General features: G+C 66.3%; 22 protein-coding genes. 8 read left to right on the top strand and 14 right to left on the bottom strand.

Annotated features, from left to right (window positions below; genetic code table 11):
- The first annotated feature begins 1 nt into the window (after position 1).
- The gene (locus NV2_RS06885) at positions 2–715 is read left to right on the top strand and encodes an ABC transporter ATP-binding protein (protein ID WP_157102772.1); all 714 of its coding nucleotides are present in this window, start codon (positions 2–4) and stop codon (positions 713–715) included.
- 61 nt (positions 716–776) lie between these two features.
- On the top strand, positions 777–3,479 hold the full coding sequence (locus NV2_RS06880; RefSeq protein ID WP_067870674.1) for a fumarate reductase/succinate dehydrogenase flavoprotein subunit: 2,703 nt from the start codon (positions 777–779) through the stop codon (positions 3,477–3,479).
- Between the two features lie 112 nt (positions 3,480–3,591).
- Here NV2_RS06880 and NV2_RS06875 read toward each other — a convergent pair whose 3' ends face one another.
- Positions 3,592–4,071 (bottom strand): hypothetical protein, encoded by a 480-nt coding sequence (locus NV2_RS06875; protein WP_067870673.1) that lies wholly within the window; start codon positions 4,069–4,071, stop codon positions 3,592–3,594.
- Between the two features lie 257 nt (positions 4,072–4,328).
- On the opposite strand from NV2_RS06875, the gene NV2_RS06870 reads away from it, so the two are divergent.
- From NV2_RS06870 to NV2_RS06860, 3 genes are read left to right on the top strand one after another with little or no spacing between them, the layout of a single operon-like run.
- Entirely contained in the window at positions 4,329–5,216 is an 888-nt protein-coding gene (locus NV2_RS06870; RefSeq protein WP_067870672.1) for a helix-turn-helix domain-containing protein, read from the top strand.
- Positions 5,209–5,412: a DUF397 domain-containing protein gene (locus tag NV2_RS06865; RefSeq protein WP_067870671.1), complete on the top strand. Its 204-nt coding sequence runs from the start codon at positions 5,209–5,211 to the stop codon at positions 5,410–5,412. Before NV2_RS06870 ends, NV2_RS06865 begins: the two co-directional genes overlap by 8 nt.
- Before the next feature lie 34 nt (positions 5,413–5,446).
- Entirely contained in the window at positions 5,447–5,653 is a 207-nt protein-coding gene (locus tag NV2_RS06860) for a DUF397 domain-containing protein (protein WP_067870712.1), read from the top strand.
- Positions 5,654–5,729: 76 nt separating this feature from the next.
- Here the strand turns inward: NV2_RS06860 and NV2_RS06855 are convergent, their stop codons facing one another.
- The 5 genes from NV2_RS06855 to NV2_RS06835 all read right to left on the bottom strand — a co-directional run bounded on the left by NV2_RS06855 (position 5,730) and on the right by NV2_RS06835 (position 7,852).
- Positions 5,730–6,050, bottom strand: a complete 321-nt coding sequence (locus NV2_RS06855) for a ribbon-helix-helix protein, CopG family (RefSeq protein WP_067870670.1) — start codon at positions 6,048–6,050, stop codon at positions 5,730–5,732.
- Positions 6,050–6,286 (bottom strand): hypothetical protein, encoded by a 237-nt coding sequence (locus NV2_RS06850; RefSeq protein ID WP_067870669.1) that lies wholly within the window; start codon positions 6,284–6,286, stop codon positions 6,050–6,052. Before NV2_RS06850 ends, NV2_RS06855 begins: the two co-directional genes overlap by 1 nt.
- A gap of 171 nt (positions 6,287–6,457) precedes the next feature.
- Complete coding sequence (locus NV2_RS06845) at positions 6,458–7,165, bottom strand: ATP-binding cassette domain-containing protein (RefSeq protein WP_067870668.1); 708 nt, start codon at positions 7,163–7,165, stop codon at positions 6,458–6,460.
- Positions 7,155–7,613 carry a type II toxin-antitoxin system VapC family toxin gene (locus NV2_RS06840; RefSeq protein WP_067870667.1) on the bottom strand — a complete coding sequence of 153 codons (459 nt, stop codon included), beginning with the start codon at positions 7,611–7,613 and terminating at the stop codon, positions 7,155–7,157. Before NV2_RS06840 ends, NV2_RS06845 begins: the two co-directional genes overlap by 11 nt.
- Entirely contained in the window at positions 7,610–7,852 is a 243-nt protein-coding gene (locus NV2_RS06835) for a type II toxin-antitoxin system Phd/YefM family antitoxin (RefSeq protein WP_067870711.1), read from the bottom strand. The genes NV2_RS06840 and NV2_RS06835 overlap by 4 nt, the downstream gene beginning before the upstream one ends.
- Before the next feature lie 148 nt (positions 7,853–8,000).
- Between NV2_RS06835 and NV2_RS06830 the strand changes: the two genes are divergently transcribed.
- A complete protein-coding gene (locus tag NV2_RS06830; RefSeq protein ID WP_067870666.1) occupies positions 8,001–8,858 on the top strand; it encodes an SDR family oxidoreductase in 858 nt (285 codons plus the stop codon).
- A 103-nt stretch (positions 8,859–8,961) separates the two neighbouring features.
- Positions 8,962–9,609, top strand: a complete 648-nt coding sequence (locus NV2_RS06825) for a hypothetical protein (protein ID WP_157102770.1) — start codon at positions 8,962–8,964, stop codon at positions 9,607–9,609.
- On the opposite strand, the gene NV2_RS06820 is transcribed toward NV2_RS06825, so the two are convergent.
- The 7 genes from NV2_RS06820 to NV2_RS06790 form a co-directional block, all read right to left on the bottom strand.
- Positions 9,592–10,110, bottom strand: coding sequence for a flavin reductase family protein (locus NV2_RS06820; protein WP_067870664.1), 519 nt, complete (start codon positions 10,108–10,110; stop codon positions 9,592–9,594). The genes NV2_RS06825 and NV2_RS06820 overlap by 18 nt on opposite strands.
- A gap of 37 nt (positions 10,111–10,147) precedes the next feature.
- On the bottom strand, positions 10,148–11,377 hold the full coding sequence (locus tag NV2_RS06815; RefSeq protein WP_067870663.1) for an SfnB family sulfur acquisition oxidoreductase: 1,230 nt from the start codon (positions 11,375–11,377) through the stop codon (positions 10,148–10,150).
- Positions 11,374–12,492, bottom strand: coding sequence for a dimethylsulfone monooxygenase SfnG (gene sfnG, locus NV2_RS06810; protein WP_067870662.1), 1,119 nt, complete (start codon positions 12,490–12,492; stop codon positions 11,374–11,376). The genes NV2_RS06815 and sfnG overlap by 4 nt, the downstream gene beginning before the upstream one ends.
- A 117-nt stretch (positions 12,493–12,609) precedes the next feature.
- Positions 12,610–13,986 (bottom strand): styrene monooxygenase/indole monooxygenase family protein, encoded by a 1,377-nt coding sequence (locus NV2_RS06805; protein ID WP_067870661.1) that lies wholly within the window; start codon positions 13,984–13,986, stop codon positions 12,610–12,612.
- A 65-nt stretch (positions 13,987–14,051) separates the two neighbouring features.
- Positions 14,052–15,260 (bottom strand): acyl-CoA dehydrogenase family protein, encoded by a 1,209-nt coding sequence (locus NV2_RS06800; protein WP_067870660.1) that lies wholly within the window; start codon positions 15,258–15,260, stop codon positions 14,052–14,054.
- A gap of 66 nt (positions 15,261–15,326) precedes the next feature.
- On the bottom strand, positions 15,327–16,235 hold the full coding sequence (locus tag NV2_RS06795; RefSeq protein WP_067870659.1) for a serine hydrolase: 909 nt from the start codon (positions 16,233–16,235) through the stop codon (positions 15,327–15,329).
- Between the two features lies 1 nt (position 16,236).
- Entirely contained in the window at positions 16,237–17,133 is an 897-nt protein-coding gene (locus NV2_RS06790) for a LysR family transcriptional regulator (protein ID WP_067870658.1), read from the bottom strand.
- Positions 17,134–17,254: 121 nt separating this feature from the next.
- Here NV2_RS06790 and bla point away from each other — a divergent pair, with 121 nt between their 5' ends.
- Entirely contained in the window at positions 17,255–18,202 is a 948-nt protein-coding gene (gene bla / locus NV2_RS06785) for a class A beta-lactamase (RefSeq protein WP_067870657.1), read from the top strand.
- A 99-nt stretch (positions 18,203–18,301) separates the two neighbouring features.
- Here bla and NV2_RS06780 read toward each other — a convergent pair whose 3' ends face one another.
- Positions 18,302–19,033, bottom strand: a complete 732-nt coding sequence (locus NV2_RS06780; RefSeq protein WP_067870656.1) for a DUF8020 domain-containing protein — start codon at positions 19,031–19,033, stop codon at positions 18,302–18,304.
- Positions 19,034–19,107: the final 74 nt, after the last annotated feature.

The following is a 19,107-nucleotide window of genomic DNA, read 5'->3' as shown; positions in this document are numbered from 1 at the left end:
ACTGCGTTACGGCGGCGCTCCCGTACTGGACGGATTGACGCTGGACATCCTGCCCGGCGAGATCCTGATCCTCACCGGTCCGTCCGGTTGCGGCAAATCGACGGTGCTACGGGCGTTGGCGGGCCTGCTGCCGCCTCGTTCCGGAACGGTCCTCGCCGACGGAGCAGAGGTCACCGGACCGTCCCGCGATCGCGCGATGGTGTTTCAGGACAACGCCCTACTACCTTGGCGCACCGTACGTTCCAATATCGAACTGGCCCTGAAACTGCGCGGCGAAGTACGAGAAGGACGGCGCGCCAAGGCCGAACAGTGGATCGAGGAGGTCGGGCTCACCGGCTTCGGCGATTATCTGCCCAAGAGCCTGTCCGGCGGCATGCGTCAGCGCGTGCAGCTGGCTCGTGGACTGGCCGGTGCACCGCGTGCGGTCCTGATGGACGAGCCGTTCGGCGCCCTCGACGCCCCGACTCGAATCACCATGCAACGGCTGCTGATCGAGACCTGGAAAAGTCATCCGACCACGATTGTCTTCGTCACCCACGATGTGGACGAGGCGCTCACCCTCGGCGATCGGGTGGCGGTCCTCGGCGGCGCCGATCGAGCGGTGCGCGCACTGCTGACGGTGCCGAAGCCACGGGAAAAGGATGTCGACCGCAGTGCCGAACGCGCCGAGATACTCGCCGCATTGAACTCGACGCCCATCTCGAGCGTCGCCTGAGCGCCGACGCGACAACTCGGTCGGAGGATGCCCCGACCATCGACGACTGTGGAGTGCCCAAATGAAGATTCCCGAGCTGTCCGAGACCGTGCGACTGGACTGCGATGTGCTGGTGATCGGCGGCGGTACCGCCGGCACGATGGCCGCGCTCACCGCCGCCGAGAACGGCGCGAATGTGCTGCTGCTCGAGAAAGCACACGTGCGGCACTCCGGCGCGTTGGCCATGGGGATGGACGGGGTGAACAACGCCGTCATCCCCGGTAAGGCCGAACCGGAGGACTACGTCGCCGAGATCACCCGGGCCAACGACGGGATCGTCGATCAGCGCACCGTGTATCAGACCGCGACCCGTGGCTTCGCGATGGTGCAGCGGCTGGAACGCTACGGCGTGAAGTTCGAGAAGGACGCTTACGGCGAGTACGCGGTCCGGAGGGTGCACCGCTCGGGCTCCTATGTGCTGCCGATGCCCGAGGGCAAGGACATCAAGAAGGCGCTGTACCGGGTACTGCGGCAACGCAAGATGCGGGAGAAGATTCGCATCGAGAACCGGCTGATGCCGGTGCGGGTACTCACCGAGGGAGGTCGCGCGGTCGGCGCGGCGGCATTGAACACACGCACCGGTGAATTCGTGGCCGTCGGGGCGAAGGCGGTGATCCTGGCGACCGGGCCGTGCGGGCGGCTGGGACTGCCCTCTTCCGGCTATCTGTACGGCACATACGAGAATCCGACCAATGCCGGGGACGGGTATGCGATGGCGTATCACGCCGGGGCCGAACTCTCCGGCATCGAATGCTTCCAGATCAATCCGCTGATCAAGGACTACAACGGGCCGGCCTGCGCCTATGTCGCCAACCCGTTCGGCGGGTATCAGGTCAACGCGCAGGGCGAACGGTTCGTGGATTCGGACTACTGGTCCGGGCAGATGATGGCCGAGGTGTCCCGCGAGATCGACTCGGCGCGTGGGCCGATCTATCTGAAGGTGTCACATCTGCCGGAGGAAACCCTCTCCGCACTGGAAGGGATTCTGCATACCACCGAGCGCCCCACCCGCGAACGGTTCCACAGTAATCGCGGCCACGACTACCGCACCCACGATATCGAGATGCATATCTCCGAGATCGGCTTGTGCAGTGGACATTCCGCGTCCGGAGTATGGGTGGACGAGCACGCCCGCACCAGCATCCCCGGCCTGTACGCCGCCGGCGACCTTGCGTGCGTACCGCACAACTACATGATCGGCGCCTTCGTCTACGGCGACCTCGCCGGTGAACACGCCTCCGCTACGCTCCCCGACATTGCGGCGCCGCAGTCACTTCCGGCGGCGCAGCTCGCCGACGCGCACGAACTGATCTACCGCCCGCTGCGCCATCCCGACGGCCCGCCACAACAGCAGGTCGAGTACAAACTGCGCCGCTTCGTCAACGACTATGTGGCCCCGCCGAAAACGCAGACCAAGTTGTCGCTCGCGGTGGAAACCTTCGAGCGGATGCGTGCGGAGATCGCCTCGATGGGCGCAGATACCCCGCATCAGTTGATGCGCTGCGCCGAAGTCGATTTCATTCGCGATTGCGCCGAGATGGCGGCACGGTCCTCGCTGACCCGTACCGAATCCCGCTGGGGTCTATATCACGATCGCGTGGACCTGCCCGAACGCAATGACGAGGACTGGCGTTTCCACCTCAACCTGCGTAAGAACGCCGCCGGTGAGATGGAATTCCTGAAGCGCCCGGTGGCGCCGTATTTCGTGCCCGTCCCCGAGTGGGAACGGGTGCCCGGGGCGGCCGCCGAACCGATCGCGGTCAGCCAGCCCGAGCTGCGCGGCCGACCACCACTGACCGAGAACACCACCGGCGGCTCGGCCCCGCGCTCGGCCATCACGGTGCCCGTGCCCGCCGACAGCGTCGCGGCACCGCGCATCGCACTACTGCTGAGCTTGGACGCGCCGACCGTCGGCGAGCTACGCGACTATCTCGACGACACCGACTCTCGGGTGCGTGCCACCGCGCTGTCGGTCCTCACCGAGGGCACCCCCGACGGATTTGCCACCGCCCTGATCGCCGCCCTCGGCGACACCGATGCTTCGGTGCGTGCCGCCGCTGTGTCCGCCCTCCGTGAACTGGTCGAAATCCTGCCCGCCGCACCGGAGCTGGCAGACTACGCCGACTCGCCCGATCCCTCGGTCCGAGCCGCTGTGATCGACCTGCTGCGGGCTCAGCACGGCGGATCGGCGGAGCTGTTCGGCAAGGCCCTGGTCGACAGCGACCATCGGGTCCGGATCGAAGGTGTGCACGCCCTGGTCTCGCTGGACGACTGGTCCGCTCTTACGACCGCCGCATACGACGACAACCGCGAAGTGCGGGTGGCAGTGGCGCGCGGGCTCGCCGAAATCGGCATCGGCGGGATCGCTACCGTGCGCACCCTCGCAACCGATCGCGACCCATTGGTGCGCGCCGCCGCCCTGGCCGCCCTGGCCGTCCTCGGCGACGCCTCCGACAGCGCGCTACTCAGCGCGGCGCTGCGGGATTCGGCCTGGCAGATCCGCGAGGGCGGTGCGCGTGGCTGGGCCGGTCTCGACCCCGATGCTGCCGCCACCGCTCTGGAATCCGCCCTGATCGACCCTCATCCGGACGTCCGCAAGGCAGCAGTCCTCACCCTGGGCCATTGGCCGGCCGACCCTTCCGCCCGCTCTGCCCTCCGGATCGTCCTGCAGGATTCCGACGCCGATGTCCGCGCCTATGCGAAGCGTTTCCTCGAGGTGGTATGAGCACGCGAGGCGCAGCCGATCACAAGTTCCGGCAACCGCCACCCCACCACGAACCGGACGACGCCGACCAGCACCACCCAGCACGCCAATACCAAGGCAACTGTTTGCGCGTTCATCTGCTTCCCACACTGCTCGACCGTGCACATTCACGAACGACTTCCACCAGCACAGCCGCCGAGAGCCGCGACGAGCCGGACGGCAGCTCTTTCCAGACGCGGTACTTGTCGTCGGGATCGGCAGGCGTCGGCAGCGCGACCGAGGCGCCCAGCGGGGCAACGGTCACCGACGCCCGATACATCTCGGCGTACAGGTCGTAGTCGTCGAACGGGATGTCCGGAGTCAGTAGGTAGGTCCAGCGGAGGCTGCGGGTGTGCAGAATGATCGGGCCGGGGGTGAGTTGACGGGCCAGCAGTAGATTCCGCACCCGGGCTCCCAACGCGCCGGGTGTCGTAATGGCCGCCACCGCACCGACTTTGACAACGATCAGGTTGGCATACGGCTCGATCGTTGCGGGCAGACCATGCTGCATGCGGTAGAAACCGCAGTAACTGTGTGCGTTGTCCCCGTGTGGGATTTGGGGTGACGTACTCATGCAACCTCGCTTCGTACGGACGTTCGGGACCTGGAGCGAATGCATGCGGCTTCGGTTCGAGCATCCGAGAAGATCTGCTCGCCGCGACCGTGCGAACCCATGACACAACAGCCGGTGAGCTGCGTCTACGAAAATCGGGTACTCCGAAACGATTTCACCGAAACACCAGGACGCACACCGCGAACAGTGTCAGGATGTACCCGACGTGGGGAATTCTCTGCACCCGTAACGGGTGCTGACGCAGGGGAGGTAGGCGCATGCCGGAACCGGGGTCCACGCTGCCGAGGCGGCAACTGGGCCGGTATCTCACCGAATGGCGTTCACGCTCGGGCCTCACTCAGCAGCGAGCCGCAGCACTGCTGGAGATCGGAGCGAGCAGCTTGCAACGCCTCGAGAAGGGGCAGAATTCGCGCATCAAGTCGCGCGACATCAAGGCTGCGTGCGAGTTGTACGCCGTCCCAGACGATCTGACCGATGCGCTCGTCGGGCTGGCCAAACAAGCCAACGTAAAGAGCTGGTGGCACCAGTACGGGGATCTGATTCCGAAGACGTTCGATGTGTATGTCGGCCTCGAGGCAGTGGCGACAGGTCTCGCTTCCTACCAGCCGGATTTGATTCCCGGGCTTCTTCAAACCAAGGGCTATGACCGGGCGCTCGCCCCAGATGCGTGGCCCACCGAATCGCCGGAGCAGTGGGATCAGCGGGTTCAGATCAAGGCTCAGCGCCAACATATCGTGTTGCGTCGGAGCCAGCCTGTGTCTTTCGATGTGGTGATCGGCGAAGCGGCCTTGCGTCGAGTCGTCGGTTCCCCGGCGATTATGGCTGCCCAACTACGACATCTGGCCGACATGGGCACGCGCGACAATGTAACCGTCCGGATCTTGCCGTTCGCAGTCGGCTTCCCCAATGGTGTTTCGATGCCGCCGTTCGTGATCTTGAGCTTCGAAGGTTCGCACAGCGGTGTCGAGGTAGAGCCACCGGTTGTATATCTCGAAGGCGTCGTCGGTGACATGTACCTTGAGAATGCCGAGGACGTCGGGTTCTACAACCAACGGTATGAAGTACTACGAGCGTCGGCGTTGGACGCCTCCGCAAGCAGAAGCATGTTGAGGCACATAGCAAGGGAGCACGAGCGTGATGGCTGATCTATCCGGGGCGAAGTGGTTCAAGAGCAGCAAGAGCCAGTCCGGAAAAGAGTGCGTGGAAGTCGCATTCCTCGTCGACGGTTCGACCGGCGTGCGGGACTCGAAGAATCCGGCCGGCCCTGCCTTGGTGTTTTCGTCGGCCGACTGGGAGGCGTTTGTATCCACGACGGCCACAGGCGCATTCGACGGAGCATAGAAACGCAGTGATTGCGACCGAAGGAGCTGGCGACATGCAATCCGTCTCGGCGAAGGCCCAGTGGTTCAAGAGCACCCGTAGCGGTGGCGCAAAGGAGTGCGTAGAAGTCGCCTTCCTCACCGACGGCTCGACCGGCGTGCGCGACTCCAAGAATCCCTCCGGCCCCGCCTTGGTGTTCTCGCCGCGCGAGTGGGATGCGTTCGTAGACACCGCATCTTCCGGCGGTCTGGACCTCGCATAGAACGTAAGCGCGTTTTCGGCTCGAGGTCGGTGTTGAAGGGACCTACCGGCAACCGAGCCGAGGCGGGCGCGCGATCTCAGCTTGCTTTCGGGTGATCCAGGTATGCCTCCAGTGCCCGTCGCGCCAGCTTCGACGGCGTAACCCCTTCGGCTGCAGCACGAGCATCCAATTCGGCGCGCAATCTCGCCGGTACCCGGAACTCGATCTTCGGCGAATGCTTCCCCGCACCGCTCAACGACTTGCGACCGGGCGTCAAGTTGCGTTTACGAAGTTCCGCCAGGGTCTCATCGGCGAGCTCCTCGGCGCGCTCGTCAGTCAGTTCCTCACCGTGATAGATGAAGGGCTCGTCACTCGAATCGGGTTCGGGCGTGCCGTACAGGTCCTTGAAGGTGGCCATTACTTCTCACCCCTTGTCAGGTAGTGGTACTGGATCGCGTGGATGCAGGCCAGGCGGTCGGGATTCTTATCGTCTGGAACCAGGATGATGTGTAGCTCGACTCCACGATTGTCGATACCCAAGAACACCATCTGGTCCCCGACCTTCTCGACCAGTTCGGCGTTCTCCAGCGCCGCCAAGATGCGAGTACGGGTCAACCCGTGCTTGCGAGCGCCGCTCGTGATCCGAATCTGCATCACTTCATTATGTCGGACACATACGTGGATATCAATCGTATGTGTCCGACATAATGGATGTGCTTGCGCCGTCTTCCTCGACCTTCCCCAACAGCGCCTGCGAATCGGTCGGGGCCGTTCGCCCTTGCAGGCACCGCCAATGTTCGCCCCTCCCCCGCGCACCCGATCTGCCTATGTCGTGGGTCGAACACCGAAGGCTCGGAAGTACATGTTCACCCGAGGGTCCTCGGAGGAGGCCAGCTCCGCCGGTGTCCCGGTAGCGAGGATTTGCCCCTCACTGACGATGATCACCCGCTCCGCATATCCGGTGGCGGCGAGCAGGCCGACATCGTGGGTGATCACAAGCAACGCGGCCCCCGAATCGGCGTATTCGCGCAGCGACTTCCACACGGCGTGAGCAGTGCCCTGGTCCAGGGAGGAAGTCGGGCCGTCCGCTACCAGCACATCGGGTGCCGCGAGCAGCGCCGCGGCAATGGCAGCGCGCTGGATCTGGCCCGCCGAGTTGTGCGCAGGCAGCAGCGTTGCCGCATCGGGCGGGTAATAGGCGGCCGCGCAGGCTTGCTCGACAGTCCAGCCCCCGTGCAGCTGCTGCAGCTCCTGCAGTTGCGCACCGACGGTCCGGTCCGGGGCGAAGGCATCGACCCCCTCCTGCGGGACATATCCGACGCTGCCGTCGATCACCACCGAACCGGTGCTGTGCGCCGTCCCCGGCAGCCGACCGGTCAGCGCATAGGCGATCATCGTCTTACCGTCCCCGGGCCCACCGAGCACCGCGGTGATCTGCCCGGCGGGAACAGTGAGATTCACATCCCTGAGCACCGTGCCACGCCACCGATCGGTATCGATCTCGACGGAAAAAGAACGCAGTTCAGCAGTCACGAGCTCCAGTGTGGGGCTGATCGGGGCGGGTCGCGACCCACGGGTCTATGACCGCAACTCCCAGCTCGCGGAAATCCTTGCCGTTGCGGGTCACCACTGTCATTCCATGTTGGCCGGCCGTCGCCGCGATCATCGCATCGCGCTCGGGCCGGGGGTCGGGGACGTGCAGGCGGGCCGCATGACGGGCGGAGGGGAGGTCGAAGTCCAGGATGCGGCCGGCGAAAGCATCCAGGACCGCATCTTCGAGCCAGGTTCGAAGACGTTGGCCCTGAACGGGATCGCGGCGCTCTACCCGGGCTACGCCGATGTCGATTTCCATGATGGTGATGGCGCTCAGGTACAACTCCGAGGGCCTGTGGGCCGCGACCCAGGACCGGACGGCCGGATCGACGGTGCGGGCGGATTTGCGGAGTTCGCTGATGACGTTGGTGTCGAGCAGGTAGCTCACAGGTCCGGAACCTGCAGGTCGATCGTTATCGGTTCGGGGGCGAAGGCGATGTCGTCGGCATCCATGCTCAATCGTTCGACAAGGTCCTCGCCGTCAGCGCGCAGCCGGCGGTAGTCCTCGATGGACAGCAGCACGAAAGCCTCCTCCCCCCGGTCGGTGATGACGACCGGCCCTTCGGTCGCAGCGCGCTTGGCGGCGCTGACGTCCCGGTTGAACTCGCGAGCACTCACGGTGAACATCGGCATCTCACTGGATCGGCATCTCACTGGAGCGACAACGCACCCAGGTAGGTACGTACCTACTATAACCTTGTCGTCGGGCTTGTTAACGCTTTGTCCTGCGATTCCTATTGTGAACATCGGTGTTCGTAAAACATTGGAGTGCACGATGAAGGATCTGACCGGCCGGAAGTGCCTGATCACCGGTGCGGCCAGCGGGATCGGCCGCGCCACCGCGACCGCAGCCGCGGCCCGGGGCATGCGATTGGTGCTGACCGATCTCGATGCCGACAAGCTGGCCGAGGCGGTGGCGAGTATCCGCGCGGGCGGTGGTGAGGTGCTGGACTCGCAGGCGCTCGACGTCTCCGACTACGAGGCGGTGACCGCCTGGGCCAAGAGCGTGCACGAGGAGTTCGGCAGCCTCGATGTGGTCATGAATATCGCGGGCGCCGCGACCTGGGGCACGGTGGAGAATCTGGAGCATCGGCACTGGAAATCGATGGTCGATGTGAATCTGATGGGCCCGATCCACATCATCGAGAACTTCGTGCCGCCGATGGTTGCCGCCGGCCGGGGCGGGCATCTGGTCAACGTGTCCTCGGCCGCAGGTCTGCTCGCGCTGCCGTGGCACGGCGCTTACAGCGCGGCCAAGTACGGGCTGCGCGGTGTGTCCGAGGTGCTGCGCTTCGATCTGGAACGCCACCGCATCGGGGTCAGCCTGGTGGTGCCCGGGGCGGTGCGCACGCCGCTGGTGGGCACCGTGCAGATCGTCGGGGTCGATCGGGAGGACCCGCGGGTGCGGCGGATGATCGGGCTGTTCGAGGGGCACGCCGTGGCGCCGGAGCAGGTGGCCGAGCGGATCATCGACGGCGTCCGGCGCAACCGCTTCCTGGTGCACACCTCGGCCGATATCCGGATCGCCTACTGGTTCGCCCGCAAGTTCGCCTGGCCGTACGAGATGGTGACCCGAATTGCCAACCGGCAGTTCAGCAAACTTCTCCCGGCAACCTCCCCCGGCGCTCGGTAGGACAATACGCTGGCAGTTTACGACTGACTGAAAATTATCCTTGCACCCCGCGCAGATTCGTGGCTCAATCCGAAGGATGGCCGGGGAACCGTTGAGATGGGTCGTGACGACCGAGACCGACATGGTCGAACTGCACGATCCGACGTCCGCGCGCGCCGTGGAGATCGTACGGCCCTCCGAGGAGGACCTGCCGGCCGAACTGCTGCGCGAAATCGAAACGCTGGTGTTCGAGTGGGCGAATCTGCTCACCCAATACGACGCGTGGTCGGATCTGCATCGCCTCACCCGGCGCGACCCGGACGCGGTGTTCTGGGCACTGAGCTGGCTGCTGGCGCTGTGGGCGGTGGTCGGCGAAACCCGCACCGCCAAACCCGCCGACGCCATCATCCGCGATCTCGACTATCGCGGTGGATGGCGCGAGCTGCACAGCGCCGAGGACGAGCGCATCTGGACCGGCCTGACACAGCGGGTGCGCCTGGGTGGGATCGCCGCACTCACCGAGGATCCACGCGCCGTACGTGCCTATCAGGACGCCTGCGACGAGCCCGGCGATATCGCACCGATGCTGCTGCGGCACACACTCATCCATCTGGACGCGCTGAGCCAGGACATGGACCGGGCCGGCATGCGGGCACACGGGCTGGCCGCGGCGGTACTCGACCACACCGAACCCGATCCGGGCCCACGCCGGCGGTTGTGTTTCCGGCCGTCCCGGCGGGACGACTACTACGACCTACGCGACCTCGGCTGACGCCGGCACCGGATACAGGCGGCGGAACCGGCTGCCGTGGAAGACGAGCGGTTCGTGCTGCGCGCGCGTCGCCAGGCGGGTGATCTCCACCAGCACCACCTGATGATCACCGGCGGTCACCTGGGTGTGCACTGTGCCCTCCAGCCAGGCCGCCGCGCCCTCCACGAAGACCGAATCGGCACTACCGCGCTGCAATTCGACATCGCGGAACCGATCGCCGTCCTTACGGCTCATACTCGTGGCGGCGCCGTCCTGCTGCGCGTTGAGCAGACTGAGTCCGAGTCGCCGCGCCCCCAGCAACCGCGGCCAGGTCGTCGAGCTGTTCTGCACGCAGAACGACACCAGCGGCGGATCCAGCGACACCGGCACGAATGTGCTCACCACCAGGCCCACCGGTTCGCCGTCGACATCGGCGCAGACGGCGACCACACCGCTCGGGAAGTGCGCGAACGCGCGGCGTAGGCCGGCACTGTCGGCGGGGATTTCGTTCAGTTCGGACATGCTTACCACTTCTCCACTCTGGGACGGCGGCCGGAAATCAGATGACGCCGTGCAGCGGGGGCGGCGCACCGCCGAGTACCGAGCGCCCGATGTGCTGATACTTCCACCGCACCGGATCGTGCAGGGTATGGGTGCGCGCATTGCGCCAGAACCGATCCAGATTCAGATCTGCGGCCGCACTGCGTGTTCCACTCACCTCGAACAAGGCACTGGACACCTCGTTGGCGGCCCGATCCGCGGTGATCTTCGCAGTGGCCACCGCGATGGATGTTTCGCCCGCGAGCGCGGCGATCGACTGCGGATCCGCCGCCCGGGTGGTGGTCAGCTCGACCAGGCGATCCACCGCACGACCCGCCGCGTCGAAGGTCGCCTCGGCCGCCGCCACCGCGACCGCCAGCTCACCGAACCGCTGCACCACCAGCGGATCCTCGGTGGCCTTGTCCACCCCGGCCTCGAACCACGGGCGACTCTTGGTGCGCACGAATTCGGCGGCGGTGTCGAGGGCCCCGCGGGCGATACCGACATCGATCGCGACGTGCAGTAATTGCGCGAAAGCGCCGTAGCCGGTGGGCGCCTGAGTGGCCGCGGCGCGTGCGATCAGCTGATCGCCGGAGACACGAACATTCTCGAACGCCACGGTGCCGCTTCCGGTGGTGCGTTGACCGAGTCCGTTCCAGTCGTCGACGATCGTGACTCCCGCGGTATCCGCGGCCAGAAAGGCGATGTATTCACCCGGGGCGAGACCGCTGCTGCCGTCGGGATCGTCGAGCCGAGTCAGGACGGCCAGAATATCGGCGAACAGCGAACCGGTGCAGTAGAACTTGGCGCCGTCGATCCGGAATTCGTTGCCTGCGGGCCGCACGGTGGTCGCGATATCGGCGATGGTCGCCCCACCGCGTTCGGATTGCGCGTTCGCGATCCGCGCACCCTCGAGCACCTGACCGAAATATCGTTCCCGCTGAGCGTGAGTTCCCGCCAGCCGCAACAGATTCAGATAGACGAAATGTGAATGGGGTATCTGCGCGATATTCGGGTCCACCACCGCGAGCCGGCGCACGATGTCGGCCACCTGTGCCGGCAGCAGATCCGCACCACCGAATTCGGCGGGTACGGTGACGCCGAGCAGACCTGTGGCCGACAAACGGCCTACCTCGTCATGAGGCAGTTTGCGTGCGCTGTCGCGCGCCGCCGCATCTACGGCGAATTCCGCGGCCAGTCGCTCGGCAACCTCGACCGCCTGGTGCGCCGAGGTGATGCGCCCGGTCACCGGGTGCCCGCCGGTTCCAGTGCGCGCTGTGCCTCCAATTCACGCACCAACGGCAGCACCTTGGCACCGAAGTACTCGATCTCCTCCTGGAAATGCAGGAAACCGCCGAGAACGAGGTCCACGCCGAGGTCCCGGTAGGCGACGATCCGTTCCGCCACCTGTTCCGGCGTGCCGATCAGCTGGGTGCGGAAACCGTCGTTGTACTGCACCAGATCCTCGAAGCTCGAATCCGCCCACATGCCCTTGCCGTCGCGGGTGGCGGCACCGGCCTGCTGCACGGAATCGCGGAATCCCTCGATGGCGGGCCGGTCGGCCTTCGCGATGATTTCGCGAAGCGTTTCCCGCGCCTCCGCCTCGGTATCGCGGGCGATGATGAAGCCGTTCAGGCCGAATTTCACCTCACGATCGTGCTGTCGTGCCACCGCCCGCACATCCTCGATCTGCTCGGTGACACCGGCGAAATCCTTGCCGTTGGAGAAGTACCAGTCGGCATGGCGGCCGCCGTTACGCCGCGCCGCCGTCGAATTACCGCCCTGGAACAATTCCGGATTCGGCCGCTCGGATGTGTTGAGCGGCTTCGGCTTCAGACTCAGATCGCGTATCCGGTAGAAGTCACCGGCGTAGTTCACCTCGTCCTCGGTCCACAGTTTGCGGATCACCTCGAGGAATTCGGCGCTGCGCCGGTACCGCTCATCGTGCTCGAGCCACGGCTCCCCGAGCGCGGTGAACTCCCCGCCGAACCACCCGGATACGACGTTGATCGCGAAGCGGCCACCGGACAGGTGATCCGCGGTCGCCCCGAATTTGGCCAGCACAGCGGGATGCCACAGACCCGGATGGACGGCGGCGATCACCTTCAGCCGTTCCGTCGCCCCCAGCAGCGCCAGGCTGAACGACGTCGACTCGTGCTGATGTTCGGCACTGTAGGAGGCCATATAACGCACCTGGGACAGCGCATACTCGAAGCCGTTGTTCTCCGCGGTGCGAGCCAACTTCTTGTTGTATTCGAAATCCCAGCCGGTGCGCTGTTCGATCGTGCTGGTGACGAGCCCGCCGCTGACGTTGGGCACCCAGTACGCGAATTGCGTCCGCTCGGCGATCTTCTCGGTCGTCATCGGCCCTCCATAATTTGCGGGACACCCAGTAAAGAAGGTGCGCCGAATGCGGCAACCGTGCATTCGGCGCCCATTCACTTCACCATCGGGCTTCCGGCCGGACGAGGGTTTGAATCCTCAGGATCGAATCGGCGCCGCATACCGGGACCGCTCGAATCGCCCGGCCGGCCGGAACCGCCCCACCAGCTCGTCGGCGCTCGTACCGGTGATCTGTTCGAGCAGCGCATCGGCGTCGGCAAGTGAGTTGATATCGAGCAGCGGCTGCGGTTTGTGCAGCGTGCTCACCAGCACCGACGCGACGCGAGGATCGACGGCCGCGGCGGCGAAGAAGCGATTCCCGATCTCGGCCAGCTCCGCATCACCGAGGAACAGCCGGGTGACCTTCGCAGCGGCATCCGCACGGGCCAGCAGGAAGGCGTGGTACTGCGCCTCGATCCACGCCGCATCGAACTCTCCGTCATGGGTGGCGGCCGCGGTGACCAGGCGCTGTGCCTGGATCAGCCCGCTCTGCGCTCCCTGACCGGCGATCGGGTCGTAGGCGACCGCGGTGTCCCCGAGTGCGGCGATCGCATGTCCGTTCGCGGTGAAGCCCACCCCTTTGCGCACCACCGGCCGGACCGCGCCCTTCAACCAGGAGTGCGGATCCTCGGCCAGCACCCGGGTGGCCAGTACCTCCGGCAGATCCCAGTCGAGGTAATCGCGGTAGAGCTCGGTAACGATGCGGTGTGCCGACTCCGCGGAATCGGCCTGTGCGAACCGCTGCTCCCAGTCGCTCCCCGGACGAGCCCAGCCCAGGAACGCCCAGGTCGGGCCCGCATCCTTGTGCAGGTACGGGCCCCACCACGCCTCCCCTTGCTCGGCCAGGATGGAGAATCCGCAGTGCCCGCCACCCGCGGTGCTGCGGGGCGCGAACACCTCGGGGCCGTAGCCCAGACCGGCCAGCGTGACGGTGAGGACACTGCGTTGCGGCGCGGTGTAGACGGTGCGCTCGTCGTCGACCGGAAACAGGTCGGACAGTCCACCGCGGCCGGTGGCGACCAGCACCAGATCGTGGGCGGCCGCGATCGCGTCCAGACTTTCCGGTGTGACCTGCTGGACGACGAAGTGACCGCCGCGGTGCAGGAAGGCGGTCAGACGCTCGTCGACCTTCAGCCGGGTATCGACGGCGACGCCGACGAAACCGTCGAAAGTGCCGTCGAAAGCGATCAATTCGGGATGCTCCGGTCCGGGACCGGCGATCCGCACACTCAGACCGCTGTGCTGCGGCGCCCTGTTGACGTAGGTGTCGAGTCCGAGCGAGGTTTCGGCGGCCTGTGCCTCACCGAAGACGAGTGCGGTTCCGGTGGCCGGGATGTCGTCGCGGAGCCCGCGTTGATCGCGATCGCTGTAGAGGGTGACATCGAATCCGGCCTGCTGCAGTCCGAGTGCAGCGGTGGCTCCGGCGAGACCGGCTCCGACGATGGCGGCGGTGCGTGTCGAATTCTGCGTTGTCATATCGAAAGAATGCTCCTGCCAAGGCTTTTCGCTGACAGTTGCAATCAGCCGGATTCCGGCGCGGGCTATTGCTTTCGGTTACCCGCGCTCCACGCATAGGGCAGGTCGGCGCCGTTGAGCAGATGATCGCCGATCGCGCGGGCCTTCTGAATCGCGGGATTGTGCACCGACACCGTCCGCGCATTGCGCCAATGCCGGTCCAGCCGCAGCCCTTCGGCGGTAATGGACGCACCACCGACCTCGAACAGCTCGGTCGTGGCCGCCAGCACCGCATCCCCGACCACGAGTTGCGCCTGGGCAGCGGCCAGTTCGGCAGCATCCAGCGCCGCGGCGTCGCCCGCACCGGAATCCAGTGCCTCGTCGAGCAGATCGGCGACCGCCAGCACAGTGGCACGGGCCCCGAACGCCGCCGCCGACAACCTGCCGATCACCTGCTGGACCAGTGGATCGTGGCGAGGTAGATCGGTGACCGCATGGCTGTAGTTGCGGGTACGTTCGGCAATCCAAGCCCGGGTATCGGATTCGGCACGCTGGGCGATGCCGGCGAGCACCGCCAACTGCACCAGCTGCAGATATGCGGTCGCGTGGGTGCGCCCGCCGGAACCGTAACCGGAGCCGAGCACCCGCTCGGGTGCTACTCGCACATCGTCGAATTCCGTGGTGCCACTGGCGGTGAGCCGCTGCCCGAATCCGTCCCAGTCGTCTTGCTGACGCACCCCGTCGGCGTAGGCATCGACCAGTACCGATACTCGCTCCCCGTCGCGGTCGGCAGCGACCAGAATGTAGTCGGCATACAACGACCCGGTGCTGTAGTACTTGGTGCCGTCCAGACGCCAGTCCGCCTCCGTGCCGCGAGTGAGCCGAGTGCGGTACCGATCGACCGCGCCGATGCCGGGCTCGGTGATCGCGTTGCCCACCAGCGCACCGGACCCGACGGCGCGCAGCCAGTGCTCACGCGCCGGACCCGGTTCACCCAGCAGCTGATCCTCGACGAACGAGTAGTGCACCCGCAATGCCTGCGGCAGATTGGATTCCGCGGCCGCCAGATCGATCAGCAGCCGGAACAACTGCCGCACACTCACGCCGAAGCCGCCGTACTCGGGTGGAACACGCAACGCACCGAAACCCGCGTTCCGCAACCATCCGACCTCCTCGTGGGCCAGACGCCGGTCGACCTCGCGGTCCACCGCACCGGCGGCGATCCGGGCGAAGACGGGTCCGAAGATATCGTCGAGATCTCGGTCGGTGATCTGCTGCGCTGCTGGAGAGGCCATACCCGACGATGACTCGCCGCAGTCGCGGACTCACTCGTTACGCGCACCGAGAACCTAATTCGCGCGTCAGAGCGGCCGCATCCGCAGCTCGTCGTGCAGGATTCGCGCCGCCCCCGCCATCGCCGCCTCGGCCCCGGGCTGCACCACCGCCGGCACCCGCGACTGCGTCAACACCACCACGGCCAGAGTCTGTCCGTCGGCATGTTCGACCACCCCCGCCTCGTGCCGCAGATTGAGTAGCGTACCGGTCTTCGACGACCACCGGGAAGCATCGGAACTGAAATCGGGCGCCAACCTCTGACGTAACAGATTGTCGGACAACAATTCTCGTAGTCGTGTCGCAGAGTCGGGGTGCACTGCGCTGGGTCGCCACACCGCGCCGAGCAGATCCGCGAACGCACGCGCGGTGCCGGTGTTGGCATGGCTCACATCCAATTGCGCGACCGGATGTCCGTGCCCGGCGGTGCCCGCCTCGATGGCCAGTGCCTGCGCGAGGTGCCCCTGCGCCGGCGCGAATTGCTCGGCGGGCGTACGGATCAGATCGTCGACCAGATGGCGCACCACGATGCCGTCGTGGCCGAGCCGGTGCAGTTCCGAGCGCACCGCGGCGGGCGGGGTCAGCGCGAACAGCGCATCGGTGGCGTTGCCGTCACTGATGGCGATGCTCAGGTACATGAGATCGTCGACCGCGACCGTGGCCGGATGGCGAAACCGGCTCAGCCCGGTGGGGCCGGGCACGGTGCTGCGCCCGGGCTGTACCTGTACCGGTGTCGCCGGATCGATGTCGCCGCGGACCACCCGTTCCATCGTCGCCAGCACGAGTGGGACCTTGACCAGCGACGCGATCGGCAGCTCCAGTTCGGCGTCGAGTCCGAGTTCGTCACCGGTGTCGAGATCGCGGACCAGGATGGACCCGCGCAGGCCCGCATCGTCGAGTTCGTCCCGGGCCCGGCGCAGGGCGGTCGAGAGGGCCATCTCACTCACCGCCTCGAATACCGTTGTCCGGCACGCCGAGACAGCGAGCCAGCAGATCGTACGGGAGAGCCCGGATGCGCTCGGCATCCTCACGCAGCCCAGCGGCGATATCGTAGCCGCGCATGGGCACCACCTCCCCGACCGGCTGCCAGCACAGTCCCAGTTCGTCGGCCTGGGTGCGCGAACAGAGCAGCAGATCGCCGGAGTCGAGCACCTCCGCCATCGCCGCCACCAGAGCCGGTGCGACCGCGAGCTGCGCGGGGCGCAGACCGAGCGCATCCCGCAACCGCATCATCGGATCGCGAATGTGCGGCATATCGTCCTCGGGCTGGATCCACACCCGGCGCCGGCCCGCACGCGCCGAATTCCGCACCACCCGCAACCCTTCCAGAAAGAACGGGCCGGACCTCGACTCGTCGGTTCCGGCCACGCCCAGCGGCACCCGCCACGGACTGCGGTCGGCCGCGACCGCGACGATCGAGGCGCGAACCTCCTGGGTGCGGGTGAGTTCGGCCCGCCGGCTCGCCTCGGCCGGCTGTGGTTCGAGGTGCAGCGCCCGGCGGCGCGCTGCCGCGACGAGCCGGGCCAGCGCCACCGGGCCGCAGACCGCGGGGACCGCCAGCCGGAACGGCCGTGTCTTGGCCTGCTCGGCATGTACTTCGAGGGCATCCGCGGACTCGACCAGCCGCCGGGCCGCGGGCAACATGTCCCGGCCGAAGGCGGTCAGCGTCGCGGTGCGGGAGGTGCGATCCAGCAGGCGCGCACCGAAGTGCCGTTCCAGTGCGGCGATCCTGCGGCTCGCCACCGACTGCGGGATCTGTGCGGCGGCGGCACCGGCGGTAAAACTACCGTGGCCGCTGACTACGACGAAGGCCTTACATGCGGCGACGAGATCCACGAAGGCCGATTCTATGCCAAATCAGCATGGATAGCCGCATATCTGTCTTGGACAGCATTCCGACACGATGTGATGCTGACGGGCGAGCGCTCCCGAACTTCCCGAAGAAATGGATACAACGATGGTCTTCCGCGACCCGCGATCACGCTGTCTTCGATCGGCAGCCCTCATCGCCACACTGCTCGTCCCACTGAGCGCCTGCGGCACCGACCGCGACGACGTCCCTGCACCGGCCCCGCCACCCGCGACCACGGCGGTGGTGCTCGACGGTGCCGCCGTCGACGAATTCCAGGGCCTCGAAGCCCGACTACACGGCCGGCTGGGGGTGTATGCCCTCGATACCGGGACCGGACGCGCCGTCGAATATCGCGCCGACGAACGTTTCCCGTATGCCTCGACGTTCAAGGCGCTGGCCGCCGGCGCGGTGCTGTCGAAGCTGACGCCCGCCGACCTCTACCGGCACGTCACCTACTCCCGCGCCGATCTGCTGCCGAATTCGCCGATCACCGAGAAGCATGTGGACGAGGGGATGACGATCAGCGAGATTCTCGATGCCGCGGTGCGTTACAGCGACAACACCGCGGGCAATCTGCTGTTCGCCGAGCTCGGCGGACCGAAGGGGCTGCAGCAGCAGCTGCGCGATATCGGCGATACGACGACGCAGTCCGATCGCACCGAAACCAGCCTCAACGAGGCGATACCCGGCGACGAGCGGGACACCAGCTCGCCGCAGGCGATGGCGGAGGATCTACGGCACTACGTCCTGGATCCGGCGGTCGACGCCGAGGATCGCGAGGCGCTGACCGGGCTCCTGCGCACCAACACCACCGGTGCCGCCCTGATCCGGGCCGGAGTTCCGGCGGATTGGGTGGTCGGTGACAAGACCGGCGGCGGTGAATACGGCACCCGCAACGACATCTCCGTGGTGTGGCCGCCCGGACGGGCGCCGATCGTGCTGACGGTGTTGTCCACTCGCGATCGCCCCGATGCCGAATTCGACGACTCCGTCATCGCCCGGGCGGCGACGATCGCGGTCGCCGCACTCGACGGGACACCCGTACCTCGTTGAGCCGCCCGGCTGTTCCGCGCCGAACCCGGCGCACAGCGACAACCGCGGGCCCGGGTCGGTGCCGATCGACCCGGGCCCGCGGCCCCCGACCGCTCGCCCCTACTTGGCCGGCGCCGCCGGAGCCGACGGGGCGGGCTGGGTTGGCGGGGCGTTGGTGGTCGTGAAGTACTGGACGGCTGCGAGGATCGCCACCGGCGCGGTCACCAGGATCTGACCGGCCAGGGTGCCCAGCGCGCCGACGGCCAGAATGCCGCCGAGGCAGCCCACCGCGGCGGCCGGCACGAATCCGCCGAACAGACCGACGATCGCCGCCGAGGCCACTGTCGCACCCGCGATACCGCCGAGCACGCAACCGATCGCTCCGCCACCGATGCCGCCGACCAGCGTGCCGATCGTCGCGCCCATGCTGATGGTGCTGGTCAACCGGCTCCACGCCGCCTGCTCGCGGTCGTAGGGGGTCTTCCACGGTGCCTGATCCTGGTACGGCAGATCGACCGGTTTGTAGAGTGCATGCTGCAGGTCGAATTGCGGTGTCAATGTCGCGGTCCGGCCGGAAATATCGGCGGCGATCGGAAATTCGAAATCGTCCACCCGGAAATTCAATTCCGTTCCGGCTACGGTCGAACCGTTGGCTGATTTGATTTTGAAAACACCGTCTTCCACGTCCAGCGAACCGGCATCGGTGGAAATAACGGTGGACTTCTCGTTCGTTGTCGCCTGGTAGCCGATCGCGTCCGGTTCTGCGGCCGGAGCAGCGTTGACAGTCCCCGCGGACACGCCGACCGCGGTCGCAACCGTCGCCGCGAGCACGGCAAAGTTCCTGATCTTCATTGTTTCCCTCATCTGAAATCTGTCGGAGCGGCGATGCCAGTGTGGGGGGAACAAGGATCGTTAACGAGGTTAAT

Origin of the sequence: Nocardia vermiculata NBRC 100427, assembly GCF_001613265.1 — a bacterium.
GTDB classification, from domain to species: Bacteria; Actinomycetota; Actinomycetes; order Mycobacteriales; family Mycobacteriaceae; genus Nocardia; species Nocardia vermiculata.
Note: the sequence above shows the minus strand (reverse complement) of the source record. Positions and strands in the feature narration are given on the sequence as shown.